The sequence below is a fragment of the Nocardioides anomalus genome (assembly GCF_011046535.1).
Lineage (GTDB): Bacteria > Actinomycetota > Actinomycetes > Propionibacteriales > Nocardioidaceae > Nocardioides > Nocardioides anomalus.
The window spans coordinates 3,054,690-3,070,930 of the sequence record NZ_CP049257.1; the positions used below are offsets into that span (position 1 = coordinate 3,054,690).

A 16,241-nucleotide genomic window follows, 5' to 3' on the forward strand; every position below is an offset into this window, starting at 1 on the left:
GGCTGGAAGGCCCTCTCAGTACGCGGGTTGGCTGGGATCGACCTGGTTGACCCAGGCCGCCACGCCGCCGCCGACGTGCACGGCGTCGGCGTACCCCGCGCCCTTGACGATGGCGAGGGTCTCGGCCGAGCGCACGCCCGACTTGCAGTGCATGACGATCTGCTTGTCGCTCGGGAGCTTCTCCAGGGCGGTCCCGTTGAGGAACTGGTCCTTGGGGATCAGCACCGAGCCGGGGATCCGGTTGATCTCGTACTCGTTGGGCTCGCGCACGTCGATGAGGACGAAGTCGCGGGTGCCCTCCTCGCGCTCCTTGAGCATGTGCTCGAGCTGGATGACCGAGATCGTGGAGCCGGCGGCCGCGTCGGCGGCCTCCTCGGAGATCGCGCCGCAGAACGCGTCGTAGTCGATGAGGCCCGTGACGGTGGGGTGCTCGCCGCACAGCGCGCAGTTCGGGTCCTTGCGCACCTTGAGCTTGCGCCACGACAGCTCGAGGGCGTCGTAGATCACGAGCTCGCCGACCGCGGGGTCGCCGATGCCGGTGATGAGCTTGATGGCCTCGTTGACCTGGATCGAGCCGATGCTCGCGCACAGCACGCCCAGCACGCCGCCCTCGGCGCAGCTCGGGACCATGCCCGGCGGCGGGGGCTCGGGGTAGAGGCAGCGGTAGCACGGCGCGTCGTCGGCCAGCGTGGGCGCGAAGACCGAGGCCTGACCGTCGAAGCGGTAGATCGAGCCCCACACGTAGGGGATCCCGAGGAAGTACGCCGCGTCGTTGACCATGTAGCGGGTCGCGAAGTTGTCCGTGCCGTCGACGATGAGGTCGTAGCCCTCGAAGACCTGCAGCACGTTGTCGTTGTCGAGGCGCTCCTCGTGGAGCACGACCTCGACGTACGGGTTGGCCTCGGCGATGGACTCCTTGGCCGACTGGGCCTTGGACTTCCCGATGTCGGACTGGCCGTGGATGATCTGGCGCTGCAGGTTGGACTCGTCGACCTCGTCGAACTCCGCGATGCCGAGGGTGCCCACGCCGGCCGCGGCCAGGTAGAGCAGCGCCGGGCTGCCGAGGCCGCCGGCCCCGATGACCAGGACCTTGGCGTTCTTCAGCCGCTTCTGCCCGGTCATGCCGACGTCGGGGATGATCAGGTGGCGGCTGTAGCGGCGCACCTCGTCGATCGTCAGCTCGTCGGCGGGCTCCACCAGCGGGGCCAGGTGTGTGGGCACGGGTGCTCCTCGGGAGGGATCAGGGTGACTCTCGACCGAACGCCGCACGGGCCCCGGTCTGTTCCCTCCATGGTGGCCGCCGCCCGGCGCGCACCCAACCCGGTCCCGTCATCCGGGCAACGACGTCCTTGTGGGTAGGGTCACGCAGGTGAGCACCGGCCAGTACGACGTCGACGCCGCGCGCCCGCGCGGGGGCGGCTGCCGCGCCGCGAGCGCCGCGCGCAGCTGCTGGAGTCCGCGCTGGAGGTCTTCGTCGCCCAGGGCTACCACGCCGCCGCGATGGACGACATCGCCGAGCGCGCCGGGGTCTCCAAGCCCGTGCTCTACCAGCACTTCCCCGGCAAGCTCGACCTCTACCTGGCGCTGCTGGACCGCTCCTGCGACGCGATCATCGAGAACACCCGCGAGGCCCTGGAGTCCACCCAGGACAACCGCCAGCGCGTCGAGGCCACCATCGCCGTCTTCTACGACTACGTGGCTAGCGACTCGGGCGCGTTCCGCCTGGTCTTCGAGTCCGACCTGACCAACGAGCCCGCCGTGCGCGAGCAGGTCGAGCGCGTCACCACCGAGACCGCCGCCCTGGTCGCCGGCGTGATCCACGAGGACACCGGCCTGCCCGACGAGCAGTCGCGGCTGCTGGCCGTCTCGCTCGTGGGAATGGCCCAGGTCAGCGCCCGGTTCTGGCTCACGGAGGCCGGTGGCCTCAGCCGCCCCGACGCGGCCGCCCTGGTGGCCGGCCTCGCCTGGCGCGGCATCGGCGGCTACCCCCGCACCGACGAGCACTGAGACCACCCTCCCCCCTTCCCTGACTGCAGACTTCTGAGGAGAACCACCGTGGAGATCAAGATCGGCATCCAGCAGGCTGCCCGCGAGCTCACCGTCGACGTCGACGACACCCCCGAGGCCGTCGAGAAGCTCGTCGCCGACGCCATCGCCACCGAGGGCGGCGTGATCGCCCTCACCGACACCAAGGGTCGCCGCATCGTCGTCCCCGGCGCTAAGGTCGCCTACGTCGAGATCGGCACCGGCGCCCCCGGCACCGTCGGTTTCCTCCGCTAGCACCCCCCGCCCGCCGCAGCGGGCAGCAGCACCGCAGGAGCACGCATGGTCGGCACCATCCTCTGGGCGCTGATCGGTGGCGCGGTCATCGGCATCCTCGGCAAGTGGGCCGCCCCGGGCGACCGCGACATCCCGCTCTACGCGACCGTGCTCTGCGGGGTCGGCGGCGTGTTCCTGGGCAACTGGCTGTACGTCGACGTCCTCGGCTTCCGCGCCCAGACCTTCGGCATCGACTGGTGGCGCCACATCTGGCAGGTGGCGGTAGCCGCGCTGCTGGTGGTGGGGGTCACCAGCCTGCGTCGACCGCGGCGACGGGTCTAGCCGGCGGCTCTCGCTCCTGGCGCTGGGCTCTCGCCTGCCGTCGCCGTCTCTGCTGGTTGGCGTGATCAATTGCGTAGCGGCCGCGCGCTCACCACCCCGACTCCCGCTGTCAAGGACGCTCCGCGCCACTTCGTGGCGGACGGCGGCCTCCGGCGACAGGTCCGTCCTTGACAGCGGGACCCGGTCTGGCTGGTAGGGGCGCGCTAAGGGCGAGGCTGCGCCCCGCCCCACACAAGCGCGGCCGCCAAGGCGACCACGCCGCGGTCCGCCTCCACGCACTTGTAACGCTCAGTTACGGGAACTGTCGACCCGTTGCAACGGGTCGGAAGATCCGATAACTGCGCGTTACAAGTTTCCCGGCGCCGGCCGCGGCAACCCGCACCACACCCCCACCCACCCGTGAAGGCGGAGACGAGACGGTGCCGCCGCCGAACCAGGCCGCCTGTGGACTGACCCGGCCTCCGCCGGGCCGGGGTTCGCCGTCGAAGGCTGAATCCGCGGCGTGGGGCACGCATGCCCAACGCAAGAGGGCTGGAAGCAGTCGCGTGCAACACGGCGTCGGTTGCCTTCGGCGGTGAACACCGGATCCGGCGGAGGCCGGGTCAGTCCACAGGCGGCCGGACCCGAGAGCCCGCACCACGAGACCCAGCACCCAGACAAAACCCCTAAGAAGCCAACCCCAGCTCCGCCATCCGCTCCGCATGCCGCTCCGTGATCCGCGTGAACATCCGCCCGATGGCCGCGAGGTCCAGCCCCGGCCGGTCGACACCACCGGCGAGCAGCGCCGAGAGCGCGTCCCGCTCGGCGGCGACCCGCTGGGCCTGGGTGAGCGCCTCCCCCATGAGGCGGCGGCCCCATAGCGCGAGGCGCCCGCCGAGGCGCGGGTCGGCGGCGATGGCCGTGCGGACCCGGTCGACCACGAAGGCGGAGTGCCCCTCGTCGTCGAGCGAGGCGACGACCAGGTCGCGGGTGCCCGGGTCGAGGTAGGCGGCGATCTCGCGGTAGAAGTCGTCGGCCAGGCCGTCGCCGACGAAGGCCTTGATGAGGCTCTCGTACCAGTCCGAGGGGGCGGTGTGGGCGTGGAAGAGGTCGATGGCGTCGCGGAAGGGGGCCATGGCGGCGAAGGGGTCGCCGCCGAGCTCGGTGATGCGGGCGTGGAGGGCGGCGACCTTGGAGAACTCGGCGCTGGCCATGGTGGCGATGGCGACCTTGTCCTCCATCGTGGGCGCCATGCGGGCGTCCTCGGCGAGGCGCTCGAAGGCCGAGATCTCGCCGTACGCGACGGCGCCGAGCAGATCGAGGACCGCGTCCTTGTAGAGCGGGTCGTCGGGGAACTCCGGGGTGTTTCCGGGCGCCGCACCGGACGCAGATTCAGCCACGCGCGCACCCTACCGATACCATTGCCGCAGGTAGAGGCCGCAATCCTGCGGCTCCCAGTATGTGCGCGGTCGTCGTGAGTGTGACGAGTCGGCCGCTCCTGCAGGCTGACAACCACACACGAAAGCGAAGAACGCTGACCACGACATTCCGCGAGCTCGGGGTCCTGCCCGAGATCTGCGACGCCCTCGAGCGCGCCGGCATCACCACCCCCTTCGCCATCCAGGAGATGACCCTCTCGGTCGCGCTCCTCGGCACCGACCTCATCGGCCAGGCCCGCACGGGCACCGGCAAGACCCTGGCCTTCGGCATCCCGGTGCTGCAGCGCAGCGTCACGATGAGCGACCCGGCGTACGCCGACCTGCCGCAGGGCAAGCCCCAGGCCCTCATCGTGGCCCCGACCCGTGAGCTCGCGCTCCAGGTCTCCAACGACCTGGCCCTGGCCAGCAAGGACCTCGGGCTGCGGGTGCTGACCGTGTACGGCGGCGTGGGGTACGACGGGCAGCTCGACGCCCTCAAGGACGGCGTCGACATCGTCGTCGGCACCCCGGGTCGGCTCATCGACCTGGCCGACCGCCGGGCGCTGGACCTGTCCCACGTGCACGCGCTCGTGCTGGACGAGGCCGACGAGATGCTCGACCTCGGCTTCCTGCCCGACGTCGAGAAGCTGATCTCCAAGACCCCCGAGACCCGGCAGACGATGCTGTTCTCGGCCACCATGCCGTCGGCGATCGTCACCCTGTCGCGCCGCCACCTGCGCCACCCGATGAACATCCGCGCGGAGTCCTCCTACGAGAACGCCACCGTGCCGGCCACCGCGCAGTTCATCTACCTGGCCCACGACCTCGACAAGCCCGAGATGATCGGGCGCATCCTGCAGGCCGAGGACGCCGGCAAGATGATCGTCTTCACCCGCACCAAGCGCCAGGCGCAGCGGGTGGCCGACGACCTGGCCGAGCGCGGCTTCAGCACCAGCGCCCTGCACGGCGACATGGCCCAGGTCGCGCGCGAGAAGGCGCTGACCAAGTTCCGCGAGGACAAGCTCCAGGTCCTGGTGGCCACCGACGTCGCCGCCCGCGGCATCGACGTCGCCGGCGTCACCCACGTCATCAACTACACCTGCCCCGAGGACGACAAGACCTACGTCCACCGGATCGGCCGCACCGGCCGCGCCGGCGCCTCGGGCATCGCGATCACCTTCGTGGACTGGGCCGACCTGCACCGCTGGAAGATGATCAACAAGGCGCTCGACCTGCCCTTCGACGAGCCGCAGGAGACCTACTCGACCTCCGAGCACCTCTTCCACGACCAGGGCATCGCGCCGGGCACCAAGGGCCGGATCAAGGACCCCGAGCCTCAGGAGCGGGCTCCGCGCAGCGACCGGGGCGACCGCGGTGGCCGTGGCGAGCGCAGCGGCGAGCGTGGTGGCGAGCGTGGTGGCCGCGGCGAGCGCGGTGACCGTCCGCAGCGCAACCGCAGCCGGACCCGCACCCGCAGCGGCGAGAGCGTCGAGGGCTCCGCGCCCGTGGCCGACGGTGCCGCCGCCACGACCGAGCCGGCCGGCGAGGGCGCCTCGCGCAACCGCCGTCGTCGGCGTCGCCGGTCGGGCTCCGGCTCGGGCTCCGGCTCGGGCTCCGGTCCGGTCGCGTCCTCCGGCGAGCAGGCCACCGCCTCGGCGTAGCCTGCCCGGCATGGCCCTGCGCGAGCTCGTCACCGGGCTCGCCAAGGCCGAGCTGCACCTGCACCTCGAGGGCACGCTCGAGCCGGAGCTGGCCTTCGCGCTGGCGGCGCGCAACGGCGTGAGCCTGCCGTACGCCGGTGTGGCCGCGCTGCGCCGCGCGTACGACTTCGCGGACCTGCAGTCCTTCCTGGACCTGTACTACGCGTGCATGGCGGTGCTGCGCACGGCCGAGGACTTCCGCGACCTCGCGGCCGCCTACCTCGACCGGGCGCGCGCCGACGGGGTGGTCCGCGCCGAGGTCTTCTTCGACCCGCAGGAGCACACCGCGCGCGGGGTGCCCCTGGCGGAGGTCGTGGCCGGGCTCTCGCGCGCGGCGCAGGAGAGCGTCGCGGCGGGCGGCCCGCAGGTCGCGTTCATCGCCTGCGCGGTGCGCCACCGCGGCCCCGCCGAGGCGCTGGCCATGGTCGAGTCCCTCGAGCCGCACGTCGGCACCGTGGTCGGCTTGGGGCTGGACTCCACCGAGCGCGGCCACCCGCCGCGGGACTACGCGCGGGCCTTCGATGCCGCGCGGGGCCTCGGCCTGCGCACCGTCGCGCACGCGGGCGAGGAGGGGCCGCCGGCGTACGTCTGGGAGGCTCTCGACGTCCTCGGTGTGGAGCGGGTCGACCACGGCGTGCGCTGCGTCGAGGACGCCGCGCTGGTGCGGCGACTGGCCGCCGACGGCACGCCGCTGACCGTCTGCCCCCTGTCCAACGTGCGCCTGCGGGTCGTCGACGACCTGCGCGACCACCCGCTCCCCCGGTTGCTCGACGCCGGCGTGCGGGTGACGCTGAACTCCGACGACCCCGCCTACTTCGGCGGGTACGTCGCCGACAACTACGTCGCGTGCGCCGAGGCCTTCGGTTGGTCCGAGGCCGACCTCACCGCGCTCGCGCGGGCGTCGCTGGACAGCGTCCTGCGCTAGGCGACGACGTCGACCTCGGTGCCGATCGGGGCGAAGTCCCACAGGGCCAGGGCGTCGACCTCCTTCTGGCGGATGCAGCCGTGCGACTGGGGCGTGCCGAGCTGGCCGAGGGTCTGGACCGGCGCGCCGTCGTCGACCGGGATGTCGTGGAAGCCGATGGCCGCGCCGCTCGGGCCCTGGGTGAAGCGGACGAACCACTGCATGGTGCCGGAGTCGTCGACGCCGACGGCGTCCTCGGAGCGCGAGTAGACCGCGTAGGTCCCGGGCTGGAGGTTGTCGGTCACGCTGCCCGAGACCAGGTAGGTCCGGGCGACGTCCTCGTCGTCGTCGATGAGCCAGACGCGCTGGTCGCTCTGGTCGAAGACCACGCGGCGGCCGTCGCCGGAGTCCTCGGGCACCGGGGGCGGGCCCTGGGGCTGGCCCGACGACGCGGCCGGCTGACCCGACGGGCTCGGCGACGGCACCGACGCGGCGGCGGCCTCCGGCTGCGGCGCGGGCGTCACCGACGCCTCGGCGGCCGCGAGGACCGAGTCGACCACCGAGTCGGTGGCCACCGGCGTCGAGGACGGTGCGGACCCGCCGGGATCGCCCTGGGCCACCGACGGCAGCACGCCGATGCTGCCGAGCACGGCGATGGCGGTCACGCTGACCGAGGCGCCCAGGACGGCGAGCCGGCCGTAGCGCGGCCGGACCTCGGCGCGGCGCCGCCCGGGAGGCGGCGCGGCGCGGCGGCCGGGGCGGACGGCTCGGTGGTGGCCCATCAGGTCAGGACGCCGCCCGTGCGTCGAGGTTCGCGGCGACCTCGCGGTAGGCGGCGGCGCCCTTGCTGCTGCGGCTCGTGGCCAGGATGGAGCGGCCGGCGGCGGGGGCCTCGGCGAACTTGATGGTCTTGGGGATCGGCGGCTCGATGACCTCGAGGTCGTAGGTCTCGGCGATCGTCTCCAGCACCGTGCGGGCGTGGTTGGTGCGCCCGTCGTACAGCGTCGGGAGCACGCCCCACACGGCCAGCCCGCGGTTGGTGAACCGGCGCACGTCGTGCACGGTGTCGAGCAGCTGTCCCACGCCGCGGTGCGACAGGGTCTCGCACTGCAGCGGGATGAGCACGCCCTCGGCGGCGGTGAGCGCCGCGACGGTGAGCACGCCGAGCGAGGGCGGGCAGTCGAGCAGGATCCAGTCGTAGTCCTCGCCGGCCTCGGCCAGCTCCTCGACCACGGTGCGCAGGACGTGCTCGCGCCCGGTGCGGGTCAGCAGGTCGGCCTCGGCGCGGGCCAGCTCGATGGTGGCCGGCAGCAGGTCGACGCCGTCCTCGGTGGTGAGGATGACCTCGGTCGGCGCCAGGCCCTTGGTCAGGACGTGGTGGACGCTGAGCTCGAGGTCCTCGGGGTCGATGCCCAGGGAGAACGTCAGGCAGGCCTGGGGGTCGAGGTCCACGAGCAGGACCCGCTTGCCGCGCTCGGCGAGGGCCACCCCCAGCGAGGCGACCGTCGTCGTCTTGGCGACGCCACCCTTCTGGTTGGCGATCGCGAGCACCCGGGTCACAGGCCCCATCATGCCGGACGCCGGGGTCGGGGTGGGGCACCCACCTGCGAGACTTCGGCCATGTCCCGCACCGCCCTCGTGACCGGTCCGACCGCCGGCATCGGCGCCGCCTTCGCCCAGCAGCTGGGCGCCAAGGGCTACGACCTGGTCCTGGTCGCGCGCGACGCTGCGCGGCTGGAGAAGACCGCGGCCGGCCTGCGCTCGACGTACGGCGTGGCGGTCGAGGTCCTGCCCGCCGACCTGTCGGTGCGCGAGGAGATGCAGCGGGTCGAGGCGCGGCTGCTCGACCGGGACCGGCCGGTCGACCTGCTGGTCAACAACGCCGGGTTCGGGCTCAAGGGCCGGTTCCTGGACAACTCCGCCGACGCCGAGACCGCGATGCTCGACGTCCTGGTCACCGCCACGCTGCGGCTCTCGCACGCGGCGCTGACCGCGATGGCCGAGCGCGGCAGCGGCGGCGTCATCAACGTCTCCAGCGTGGCGGCGTTCCTGCCTCGCGGCACCTACGCCGCGGCCAAGTCGTGGGTGAACTCGTTCTCGGAGTGGGCGGCGAACGAGTACCGCGACCGCGGCGTGACCGTGACCTGCCTGGCCCCGGGGTTCACCAAGACCGAGTTCCACGAGCGGATGGACGTCTCGCGCGGCTCGGCGCCGGACTTCATGTGGCTCGACCCCGACCGGCTGGTCGCCACCGCCCTCGCCGACCACGAGAAGGGCAGGGTCTGGTCGATCCCCTCGGTGCAGTACAAGGCGATCGCCACCGCCGCCCGCCTGGTCCCGAACTCGCTGCTCCAGCGGTTCCAGTCACTCGGGCGCAAGTAGCGCGTCCGGCTCGGCCGAGGGCACCAGTCCCTCGGCGCGGGTGCGCACACCCGGGTCCAGCGCGATCAGCGCGTCGGCCTGGAGCCGGGCGACCGCGACGTACTCCGCGGTGGTGGTGTCGTCCCAGCCGTGCTCGCGGGCCAGCTGGTAGGACGTCCAGCGGCTGACCCGGTCGCCCAGCGCCCGGATCTTGAGCTCGGTGAGCCGGGTGTGCAGCGCCCGCGCCTGCTGGTCGGTGAGCTCGCCGGCCCGCACGCGCCGCAGCAGGGTGGCCAGCGCCTGGCTGCGGATCCCCTGCGGGGCCACGAGCTGGTGGTCGGGGTGGACCACGAGCTGGTCCTCGACGATCCGCAGGAGGGTGGCGGCGTCGATCGCGTAGCGGGTCACCCGACCACCGCCGGGACCGGTCGGCCCGAGCGCGCGGCCGCGGCGGTCGCGAGGGCGAGGAGGCGGGCGTACTGCTCCGGCGCGGTGGTGTTGACGCCCAGGTCGTGGTCGCGCTTGCCCAGCCCGTGGTGGTCGCTGGAGCCGGTGACCACGAGGTCCAGCGCCTCCGCGATCCGGCGCAGCTCGGCCCGGGCCTGCGGCGGGTGGTCCTGGTGGTCGACCTCGAGGCCGGCCAGCCCGCCCGCGGCCAGCGCCCGGATGTCGCGCTCGGGCATCGAGCCCGGCCCGTGCCGGCCCCACGGGTGGGCCAGCACCGTCACGCCACCGGCCTCGTCGACCACGCGGACCATCTCGCCCAGCGGGGCGGCGTAGCGGTTGACGTAGGCCGGTCGGCCCGGGTTGAGGAAGCGCCGGAACGCCTCGCTCCGGTCCCCCACCACGCCCAGGGTGACCAGGGCGTCCGCGACGTGCGGCCGGCCCGTCGCCGCCGTCCCGTCCGCCGCGCGGCGCACGTCGGCGATGTCGATGTCGACCCCGGCCGACCGGAGCCGCTCCAGCATGGCCGGCACCCGGCTGCTGCGGCCGTCGAGGATCTTGCGGAGGTGGTGCACGAGGGGCGGGTACGCCGGGTCGGGCAGGTAGGCCAGCAGGTGCGCCCCGCGGCCCTGGTGGATGGTGCTGATCTCGATCCCGCGCACCAGCGTGACGCCGACCTCGGCCGCCGTCGCCGCGGCCTCGGCCCAGCCCTCGGCGGTGTCGTGGTCGGTCAGCCCCAGGACGTCGATCCCCTGCGCCGCCGCCTCCCGCACCAGCTCGGCCGGCGTGTGCGTGCCGTCGCTCGCCCGCGTGTGGGTGTGGAGGTCGATGCGCACGCCTGAACCCTAGGGGCGCGCACCCTCACCAGGCCGGGGCCGGGCCTCCGAAGGGCAGCTCGACCAGCGGGGGGGCCGAGGCCGGAGACGTCGCGCAGGATCCAGTCGTCGCGCAGGAGCAGGACGGCGGAGGCCGGGCGCAGGACGAGCCAGAGCCAGCGGCCGCCGGCCTCGCCGGCGACCACGGAGCGGTCCCACTCGCCGTCGGAGAGGCTGGTGGAGACCGGCCAGAGCGGGACGGTCTGGGAGTCGATGCGGACGCGGACCGAGGGCGGGCCGTCGCCGAGCTCGGCGCCGGGGTCGTCGTGGGGGGTGCCGGCGATCCGCGCGCCGAGGCCGGTGCCGGGCTCCTCGGCGACGACGAGCACGTCGACCGGGCCGTCGAGCGCCGAGGTTCCGGAGACGCAGGTCATGGCGGCGTGGCCGCGCTCGGGGGTGCCGACGGCGGCGAAGTCGGTGACCCGCCAGCCGGGGCTCAGCGGCCAGGGGAGGTACGTCGGGAAGCGGGCCGAGGCGCCCAGGTGCTCCACGAACGCGTCGTAGGACGCCTCGGGCGGGCGCCAGAGCGGGGGGACGACGCCGTGGTCGGGACACGACCAGGCGGTGCCGGTCTGCGCGACCGGCGTCGCGCAGCGCGGGCAGCCGACGGTGAGCGCCATGGTGCCCAACCGTCCGGGAGGAGGTGGGTGCAGGTCAAGCGTTCCAGCGCAGGACGACGGCGTACTCGTGCTCGTGGCCCAGGGTGGAGACGGTCCCGGTGTCGAGCTTGAGCAGGCGTCCCTCGCTGACCTCGAGGCCCAGCCAGCGGGCCGCGAGCGCCCGCAGGGAGTGACCGTGACCGAACAGGAGCGCGTCGCCGTCGACCGACCGGCAGCGGGCCACGACCCGGTCCAGCCGGGCGGTGACGTCGGCCGCGGTCTCGCCGCCGGGACACGGGCGCGACCACACGGTCCAGTCCGGGACCCGCTCGCGGATCTCCTCGGTGGTCACGCCCTCGTAGTCGCCGTAGTCCCACTCGTGCAGGTCGTCGTCGACCTCGGGCGAGGCGAAGCCGGCCAGCTCGGCCGTGCGCCGGGCGCGGCCCAGCGGCGAGCTCAGCACCAGCGCGAAGGACTCCTCGGCCAGCCGGGGCGCCAGCGAGCGCGCGGCCTCCTCACCGGCGTCGGTCAGGGGCAGGTCGGTGTGCGAGGTGTGCCGGCCCGACGCGCTCCACTCGGTCTCCCCGTGCCGGACCAGCCAGACGTCGCCCACGCCGCAGCGGTAACCCGATCAGTCCTCGGCCAGCACCACGACGGCGTCGTCGGCGCCGATCGTGTAGGTCTGCGACTTGGGCGGGTTCACCACCACACCGAACCGCATCCCCGGGTCGGCCAGCAGCGCGGACTTGAGCCCGAGCGCCGTCTCGCCCCGCCGGGCGGCGCCGGCGACCACGGTGGCCCAGGAGACGTCGTCGCCGGGCTGGACGTACCACTCGGCGGGGCGCAGGTAGATCTCGCTGCCCTCGGCGCCCAGCAGCTCCTTGAACACCGCCTCGAGCCGGCCGTCCTCGGACAGCTGGGTGACCACGAGGCTGACGATCTCGCCGCTGACCACGATGTCGTCGACGTCGGCGACCGAGGCGAGCACCCGGTTGCGGTCGTCGAGCATCTCGCTGACCACCGGGGTCTCCGAGCCGACGCGGCGCAGGATGTCGCGCACGTGGAGCAGGCTGACCAGGGTCCGCGAGTCGGCGGTCTGGGTGTCGAGGTCGCGGTCGTAGCAGAGCACCACGATCTGGTCGAGGTCGGCACCGACGTGCTCCTCGAGCACCGCGCGGCTGGTGGTGGAGGCCTTGACCACGCTCACCGCGATGTTCTGGAAGGCCGGGAGCTCCGGCTCGCCGTACGTCGTGAGCACGGTGACGCTCGAGCCCGGCGGTGCGTAGCGGTCGAGCTCGCGGACGACGATCGGCGCCCGGTCGTTCCAGCCGATGACCAGCGCCTGCGTGGGCCGGACCTCGGTCTCGGTCTGCTCACCGAGCCGGGTCAGCGCCGGCTCGGTCATCGAGCGCGACTGCCCGGCGAGGGCCGAGTCGTCCTCGACCACCACGATCAGGGTCTGCTCCGCGGTGATGACGGTCTCCGGGGGCGGGTTGAGCTTGGAGGTGGTGCCGTCGAGGATGCCCACCACGGAGGCGGCCTCGAAGGCGAGCTGCGCCTCACCGTAGGTCGAACCGGCCAGTCCGTGGTCCTCGAAGAAGTAGAACTCGTCGCCGGAGTAGTCGAAGAGCTCGGTGTAGACCGCCGCGGCCCCCGACTGGCGCGAGGTCTGCACGACCAGCTTGGCCACCGTCTCGCGGATGTCGAGCAGCGTGGTGCGGTGCTTGCCCACCAGGGCGGCCGCCTCCAGGTTGCTCGGCTCCTGGATCTCGGCCACGATGCGCGGCCCGTCCTCGCCGTCGTGGGTCAGCGCGAGCAGGGTCTTGATCACCTCGGAGTCGGGGTCGTCGGACTCGGGGGCCAGCAGGATCACCGAGCGCGCGGTGTCGTGGCTGCTCAGCCGGAGGTCGTCGAGGTCCATGGGCGACCCGGAGCGGCAGATGATGCGGGTGCCGCGGCGCTCGGGCACCTTGACCTTCAGCTCGTCCTCCATGTCGACCTTGTCGCGGTCGGCCAGGATCACGATCACGGGGTCCTTGCGGGACTCGTTGGCCAGCGTCAGCTCGGAGATGATCGTGAAGATCGACTCCGACCAGCCCAGGATGACCGTGTGGTCCTCCTCGAGGACGATCGAGCGGCCCCGGCGCAGGTCGGCCAGCTTGGTGTCGATGCCGCTGGCCAGCACGCCGATGAGCGCGCTGACGATGAACAGGCCGCCCAGGGTGAGGGCGAGCATGGTCAGCTTCCAGCCCCAGGTCCCCGTGTCGCCGCCGACGGTGCCCGGGTCGAGCGCGTGCAGCAGGTTGTAGAACAAGTCGGAGAAGAAGCCGCGGTCCTCGCCCTCCTGGTGCACCCCGGTCACCGTGAGGATGAAGGCGAAGACCACGATCAGCAGCAGCGTCGCCGCGAACAGCCACGCCACGAGGGCCGGCGTGCCCGCGCTCATCGAGTTGTCGAACATGTAGCGCAGCCGGTCGCCCAGCCCCGACCGCTTCTCGGTCGCGACCTTGACCGTGGAACCACCACGCTCGGACATCGCCTTCGCCGTGCGGACCCGCAGTTGCTGCCCCGTGCGTGCCATGCTCACGCTCCATCCAGAAATAGGCCCCCGGCATCCTCCCCCACGCCGCCCGGGGAGTCACTGGCACGATCGGGCCATGCCCGCCCCCCAGACGGCGCCCGTGGTGGCCGATCTGCGCCGCGCCCGTGGCGCCGCGGCGCTGGCCTTCGCCACCCAGGGACTCGTCTTCATCAGCCTCACCACCCGGCTCCCGCGCTTCTCCGACCGCTGGGACCTCTCCGAGCTCGAGCTGTCGCTGGTCCTGCTGATGATCGTGCTGCTGGCCGGCGTCGGCTCGGTCGTCTCCGAGGTCGTGGCCAAGCGCGCCTCGAGCGCCACGGTCCTGCGCGTCGGCCTGCTCGTGATCGCCGCGGCCGTCCCGGTGGCCGCCGCGGCGCCCTCGGTCCCGGTCTTCGTCGTCGCGCTCGCGGCCTACGGCGTGGGTCTGGGTGTGGTCGATGCGGCCAGCAACATGCAGGCGGTCGCGGTCGAGCACCGCTACGGCCGGCCGATCCTGCCGTCGTTCCACGGCGCCTGGACCTTCGGCGGGATCCTCGGGGCGACGTACGCCCTGGCCGCGGCGCACGCCCCGCTCTGGACCGCCGGCCTGGTCGCGGTCGTCCCGCTCGGGGCCCTGCTCGCGGCGTACCTCCCGCGCGAGCACGGCGAGGCCGTCACCGCGGCCGAGCACACCGACGTGCCGTGGCGCCCGATCGTGCTCGTGGGCCTCGGGATGGTGCTGTTCTACATGGTCGACACGGCCTCGCAGACCTGGGGACCGACCTACCTCGACGAGACCGTCGACGCCCCCCACGCCCTCGTCGCGCTGGCCACGCTCCCCTACCTGGTCGCCTCGCTGGTGCTGCGGCTGGCCGGCGACTCCCTCGTCTCGCGGTACGGCGCCACGCTCGTCCTGCGCGTCGGCGCGGTCGTCGCCTCGCTGTCGCTGCTCGTCGTGGTCACCGCGCAGACCTGGCCGGTGGCGGTGCTCGGCTTCACCCTGCTCGGCGCCGGGGTCTCGGTCATCGCCCCACTGAGCTTCTCGGCCGCCGCGCGGATCGCCGGCGGCGACCAGGCCCGGGTGGACGCGGTCATCGCGCGATTCAACCAGTTCAACTACGTCGGCGGCCTGCTCGGCGCCGTGCTCACCGGGCTGGTCGGCGCCGGGTCGCTGCGGCTCGGCTTCGCCGTGCCGATGGTGCTGATCCTGGCCATGCTGCCGCTGGCCCGGGCCTTCGCCCCGGCCGGCGCTCGCAGCGCGCGGACCCCGGGCTAGTCGGCCCAGGCCTCGGCCGGCGCCTTCGGGTCGCGCTCGACGGTGACGACCGGCCGGCGCTCGGTGCGGTACGTCGTGCGCGTGGTGCCGTCGGCCAGCTTCTCGGTCACCGGCACCCGGAAGTCGGTGTAGGTCGTGGTGTAGGCGTCGCGCGAGTTGCGGCTGCTGTTCCACTCGAAGTTGAAGTTGTCGAGGTACTTCTGCGCCACGTCCGCGCCCTGGATCGTCTGCCAGATCTCGTCGTTCGCGGTGCTCAGGCTGGCCCAGTTGGACGAGCCGGTCAGCACCAGGTTGGTGCCGGGCTTGCCGTTGTAGGTGCCCTGGATGACGAAGTACTTCTGGTGGCTGTAGTAGTCCAGGATGACGTCGTCCTCACCGTCGTGGTTGAGGTCGAAGTCGTCGTCGGGGTGGTAGTCCAGCCCGGTCGAGCGCAACGGGATCCGACCGCGGGCGGTGGCCGCGCCGAGGATCTGCTTGGTGTGGAAGCCGATCAGGCCGTAGTCGACGCGGAAGTCGCAACCCTCCGCGAACTTCTGTCGGATCGCCGCCGCGAGGTAGTCACCGCGGTTGCCGCGCATGGTGTGCATCGACAGGGCCAGGTGGGTGACGGTCTGGCCGCCGTTCCCGTCGGGTGTGAGGCACTGGATCTTGTTGAGCATGTCCAGGACCAGGTCGTTCTTCGGTCCGGACAGCTTCGGGAAGGCCCAGGTCGTGTACGGGTCGGTGGAGTCGTCGCACGGGACCCCGTCGACCGGCCGGCCGCAGAACAGCCGGGCCGGCTGCCGCTTGGAGTAGTCGTGCTTCATGTCGGTGAACAGGTTGGTGTACTGCTTGAACAGCACCGGCTGCCCGGACAGGAAGTAGAGGTCGTTCCACTGGTGCGCGGCCGCGTTGAGCATCATGTTGGCCGAGCCGACGGCGATGACGTCCTTGGACTTGCCGGCCTTGGTGAACAGGTAGAACTTCGAGTGCAGGTTGTTGAACTCGTTGGCCGTGCCCCGGCAGCTCTCCTTGCACTTGTAGATGAAGCTCTTGGCGTAGCGGTTGGTGCCGATGGCCCCGCGGATCACCTTCATGGCGCGGGTGTCCTGGTGGTCGTTGAGCAGCATCTGCACGTGCACGCCGCGGCGGTACGCCGCCACCAGCGCGTTCGCGACCGGCATCCGGTCGAAGGAGTAGACGCCGATCCGGATGCTCGAGCCCCGCTTGGTGTGCCGGATCGTGTCGATGACCCGCTTCTCGATGGTGAAGTGGCGCGAGCGGATGTGCGGGTCGTTGAAGAACGGCCCGCTCGGCGCCTTCCACCGGTGCCCGCCGCCGTGGCCCTTGCCGCCGCCGTGGCCCTTGCGGGCCAGGTGCTTGGTCGCGGTGACCGTCGTGGTCGCCCGCGGCGCCGCCCCGGCCGGCGAGGAGGCCAGGAGGGGCGTGAGCAACATCCCCACGCAGAGCAGGACGGCAGACCGCTTCATCGACACACACCTTCCGGGCAGGCTGGACTCACACGCTTGGTCGAGTCGCGCGGGG

17 protein-coding genes are annotated in these 16,241 nt (G+C 72.6%); 7 read left to right on the forward strand and 10 right to left on the reverse strand.

What is annotated here, in order from left to right; translation table 11 throughout:
- Window positions 1-15: 15 nt before the first annotated feature.
- Complete coding sequence (gene moeZ / locus G5V58_RS15415) at window positions 16-1,221, reverse strand: adenylyltransferase/sulfurtransferase MoeZ (RefSeq protein WP_230486653.1); 1,206 nt, start codon at window positions 1,219-1,221, stop codon at window positions 16-18.
- Between the two features lie 279 nt (window positions 1,222-1,500).
- Between moeZ and G5V58_RS15420 the strand changes: the two genes are divergently transcribed.
- Genes G5V58_RS15420 through G5V58_RS15430 form a run of 3 tightly spaced genes read left to right on the forward strand, consistent with a single transcriptional unit; the run spans window position 1,501 to window position 2,601 of the window.
- Entirely contained in the window at window positions 1,501-2,007 is a 507-nt protein-coding gene (locus G5V58_RS15420; RefSeq protein WP_230486654.1) for a TetR/AcrR family transcriptional regulator, read from the forward strand.
- Window positions 2,008-2,055: 48 nt separating this feature from the next.
- Window positions 2,056-2,280, forward strand: a complete 225-nt coding sequence (locus tag G5V58_RS15425) for a DUF3107 domain-containing protein (protein ID WP_165234505.1) — start codon at window positions 2,056-2,058, stop codon at window positions 2,278-2,280.
- Window positions 2,281-2,325: 45 nt separating this feature from the next.
- On the forward strand, window positions 2,326-2,601 hold the full coding sequence (locus G5V58_RS15430) for a GlsB/YeaQ/YmgE family stress response membrane protein (RefSeq protein ID WP_165234509.1): 276 nt from the start codon (window positions 2,326-2,328) through the stop codon (window positions 2,599-2,601).
- 665 nt (window positions 2,602-3,266) lie between these two features.
- Here G5V58_RS15430 and G5V58_RS15435 read toward each other — a convergent pair.
- Window positions 3,267-3,980 (reverse strand): ferritin-like fold-containing protein, encoded by a 714-nt coding sequence (locus tag G5V58_RS15435; RefSeq protein ID WP_165234512.1) that lies wholly within the window; start codon window positions 3,978-3,980, stop codon window positions 3,267-3,269.
- A 59-nt stretch (window positions 3,981-4,039) separates the two neighbouring features.
- Here G5V58_RS15435 and G5V58_RS15440 point away from each other — a divergent pair, with 59 nt between their 5' ends.
- Both G5V58_RS15440 and G5V58_RS15445 read left to right on the forward strand, forming a co-directional pair.
- Window positions 4,040-5,659 (forward strand): DEAD/DEAH box helicase, encoded by a 1,620-nt coding sequence (locus tag G5V58_RS15440; RefSeq protein WP_165234515.1) that lies wholly within the window; start codon window positions 4,040-4,042, stop codon window positions 5,657-5,659.
- 10 nt (window positions 5,660-5,669) lie between these two features.
- Window positions 5,670-6,623, forward strand: coding sequence for an adenosine deaminase (locus tag G5V58_RS15445; protein WP_165234518.1), 954 nt, complete (start codon window positions 5,670-5,672; stop codon window positions 6,621-6,623).
- Here the strand turns inward: G5V58_RS15445 and G5V58_RS15450 are convergent.
- Both G5V58_RS15450 and G5V58_RS15455 read right to left on the reverse strand, forming a co-directional pair.
- The gene (locus G5V58_RS15450) at window positions 6,620-7,384 is read right to left on the reverse strand and encodes a L,D-transpeptidase (RefSeq protein ID WP_165234521.1); all 765 of its coding nucleotides are present in this window, start codon (window positions 7,382-7,384) and stop codon (window positions 6,620-6,622) included. The two genes, G5V58_RS15445 and G5V58_RS15450, sit on opposite strands and share 4 nt — an antisense overlap.
- Window positions 7,385-7,388: 4 nt before the next feature.
- Window positions 7,389-8,171, reverse strand: coding sequence for a ParA family protein (locus G5V58_RS15455; RefSeq protein WP_407939758.1), 783 nt, complete (start codon window positions 8,169-8,171; stop codon window positions 7,389-7,391).
- Window positions 8,172-8,222: 51 nt separating this feature from the next.
- Between G5V58_RS15455 and G5V58_RS15460 the strand changes: the two genes are divergently transcribed.
- Window positions 8,223-8,984, forward strand: coding sequence for an SDR family NAD(P)-dependent oxidoreductase (locus G5V58_RS15460; protein WP_165234527.1), 762 nt, complete (start codon window positions 8,223-8,225; stop codon window positions 8,982-8,984).
- Here the strand turns inward: G5V58_RS15460 and G5V58_RS15465 are convergent.
- From G5V58_RS15465 to G5V58_RS15485, 5 genes are read right to left on the reverse strand one after another with little or no spacing between them, the layout of a single operon-like run.
- A complete protein-coding gene (locus tag G5V58_RS15465; RefSeq protein WP_165234530.1) occupies window positions 8,967-9,371 on the reverse strand; it encodes a hypothetical protein in 405 nt (134 codons plus the stop codon). The genes G5V58_RS15460 and G5V58_RS15465 overlap by 18 nt on opposite strands.
- Window positions 9,368-10,243, reverse strand: coding sequence for a PHP domain-containing protein (locus G5V58_RS15470; protein WP_165234533.1), 876 nt, complete (start codon window positions 10,241-10,243; stop codon window positions 9,368-9,370). The genes G5V58_RS15465 and G5V58_RS15470 overlap by 4 nt, the downstream gene beginning before the upstream one ends.
- On the reverse strand, window positions 10,138-10,902 hold the full coding sequence (locus G5V58_RS15475; protein ID WP_230486655.1) for a DUF6758 family protein: 765 nt from the start codon (window positions 10,900-10,902) through the stop codon (window positions 10,138-10,140). Before G5V58_RS15475 ends, G5V58_RS15470 begins: the two co-directional genes overlap by 106 nt.
- Window positions 10,903-10,936: 34 nt before the next feature.
- The gene (locus G5V58_RS15480; RefSeq protein ID WP_165234536.1) at window positions 10,937-11,494 is read right to left on the reverse strand and encodes a histidine phosphatase family protein; all 558 of its coding nucleotides are present in this window, start codon (window positions 11,492-11,494) and stop codon (window positions 10,937-10,939) included.
- Window positions 11,495-11,512: 18 nt separating this feature from the next.
- Window positions 11,513-13,462 carry a CASTOR/POLLUX-related putative ion channel gene (locus G5V58_RS15485; RefSeq protein WP_165234539.1) on the reverse strand — a complete coding sequence of 650 codons (1,950 nt, stop codon included), beginning with the start codon at window positions 13,460-13,462 and terminating at the stop codon, window positions 11,513-11,515.
- A 76-nt stretch (window positions 13,463-13,538) separates the two neighbouring features.
- On the opposite strand from G5V58_RS15485, the gene G5V58_RS15490 reads away from it, so the two are divergent.
- On the forward strand, window positions 13,539-14,717 hold the full coding sequence (locus G5V58_RS15490) for an MFS transporter (protein ID WP_165234542.1): 1,179 nt from the start codon (window positions 13,539-13,541) through the stop codon (window positions 14,715-14,717).
- Here the strand turns inward: G5V58_RS15490 and G5V58_RS15495 are convergent.
- Entirely contained in the window at window positions 14,714-16,186 is a 1,473-nt protein-coding gene (locus G5V58_RS15495) for a phospholipase D-like domain-containing protein (protein WP_165234545.1), read from the reverse strand. The genes G5V58_RS15490 and G5V58_RS15495 overlap by 4 nt on opposite strands.
- Window positions 16,187-16,241: the final 55 nt, after the last annotated feature.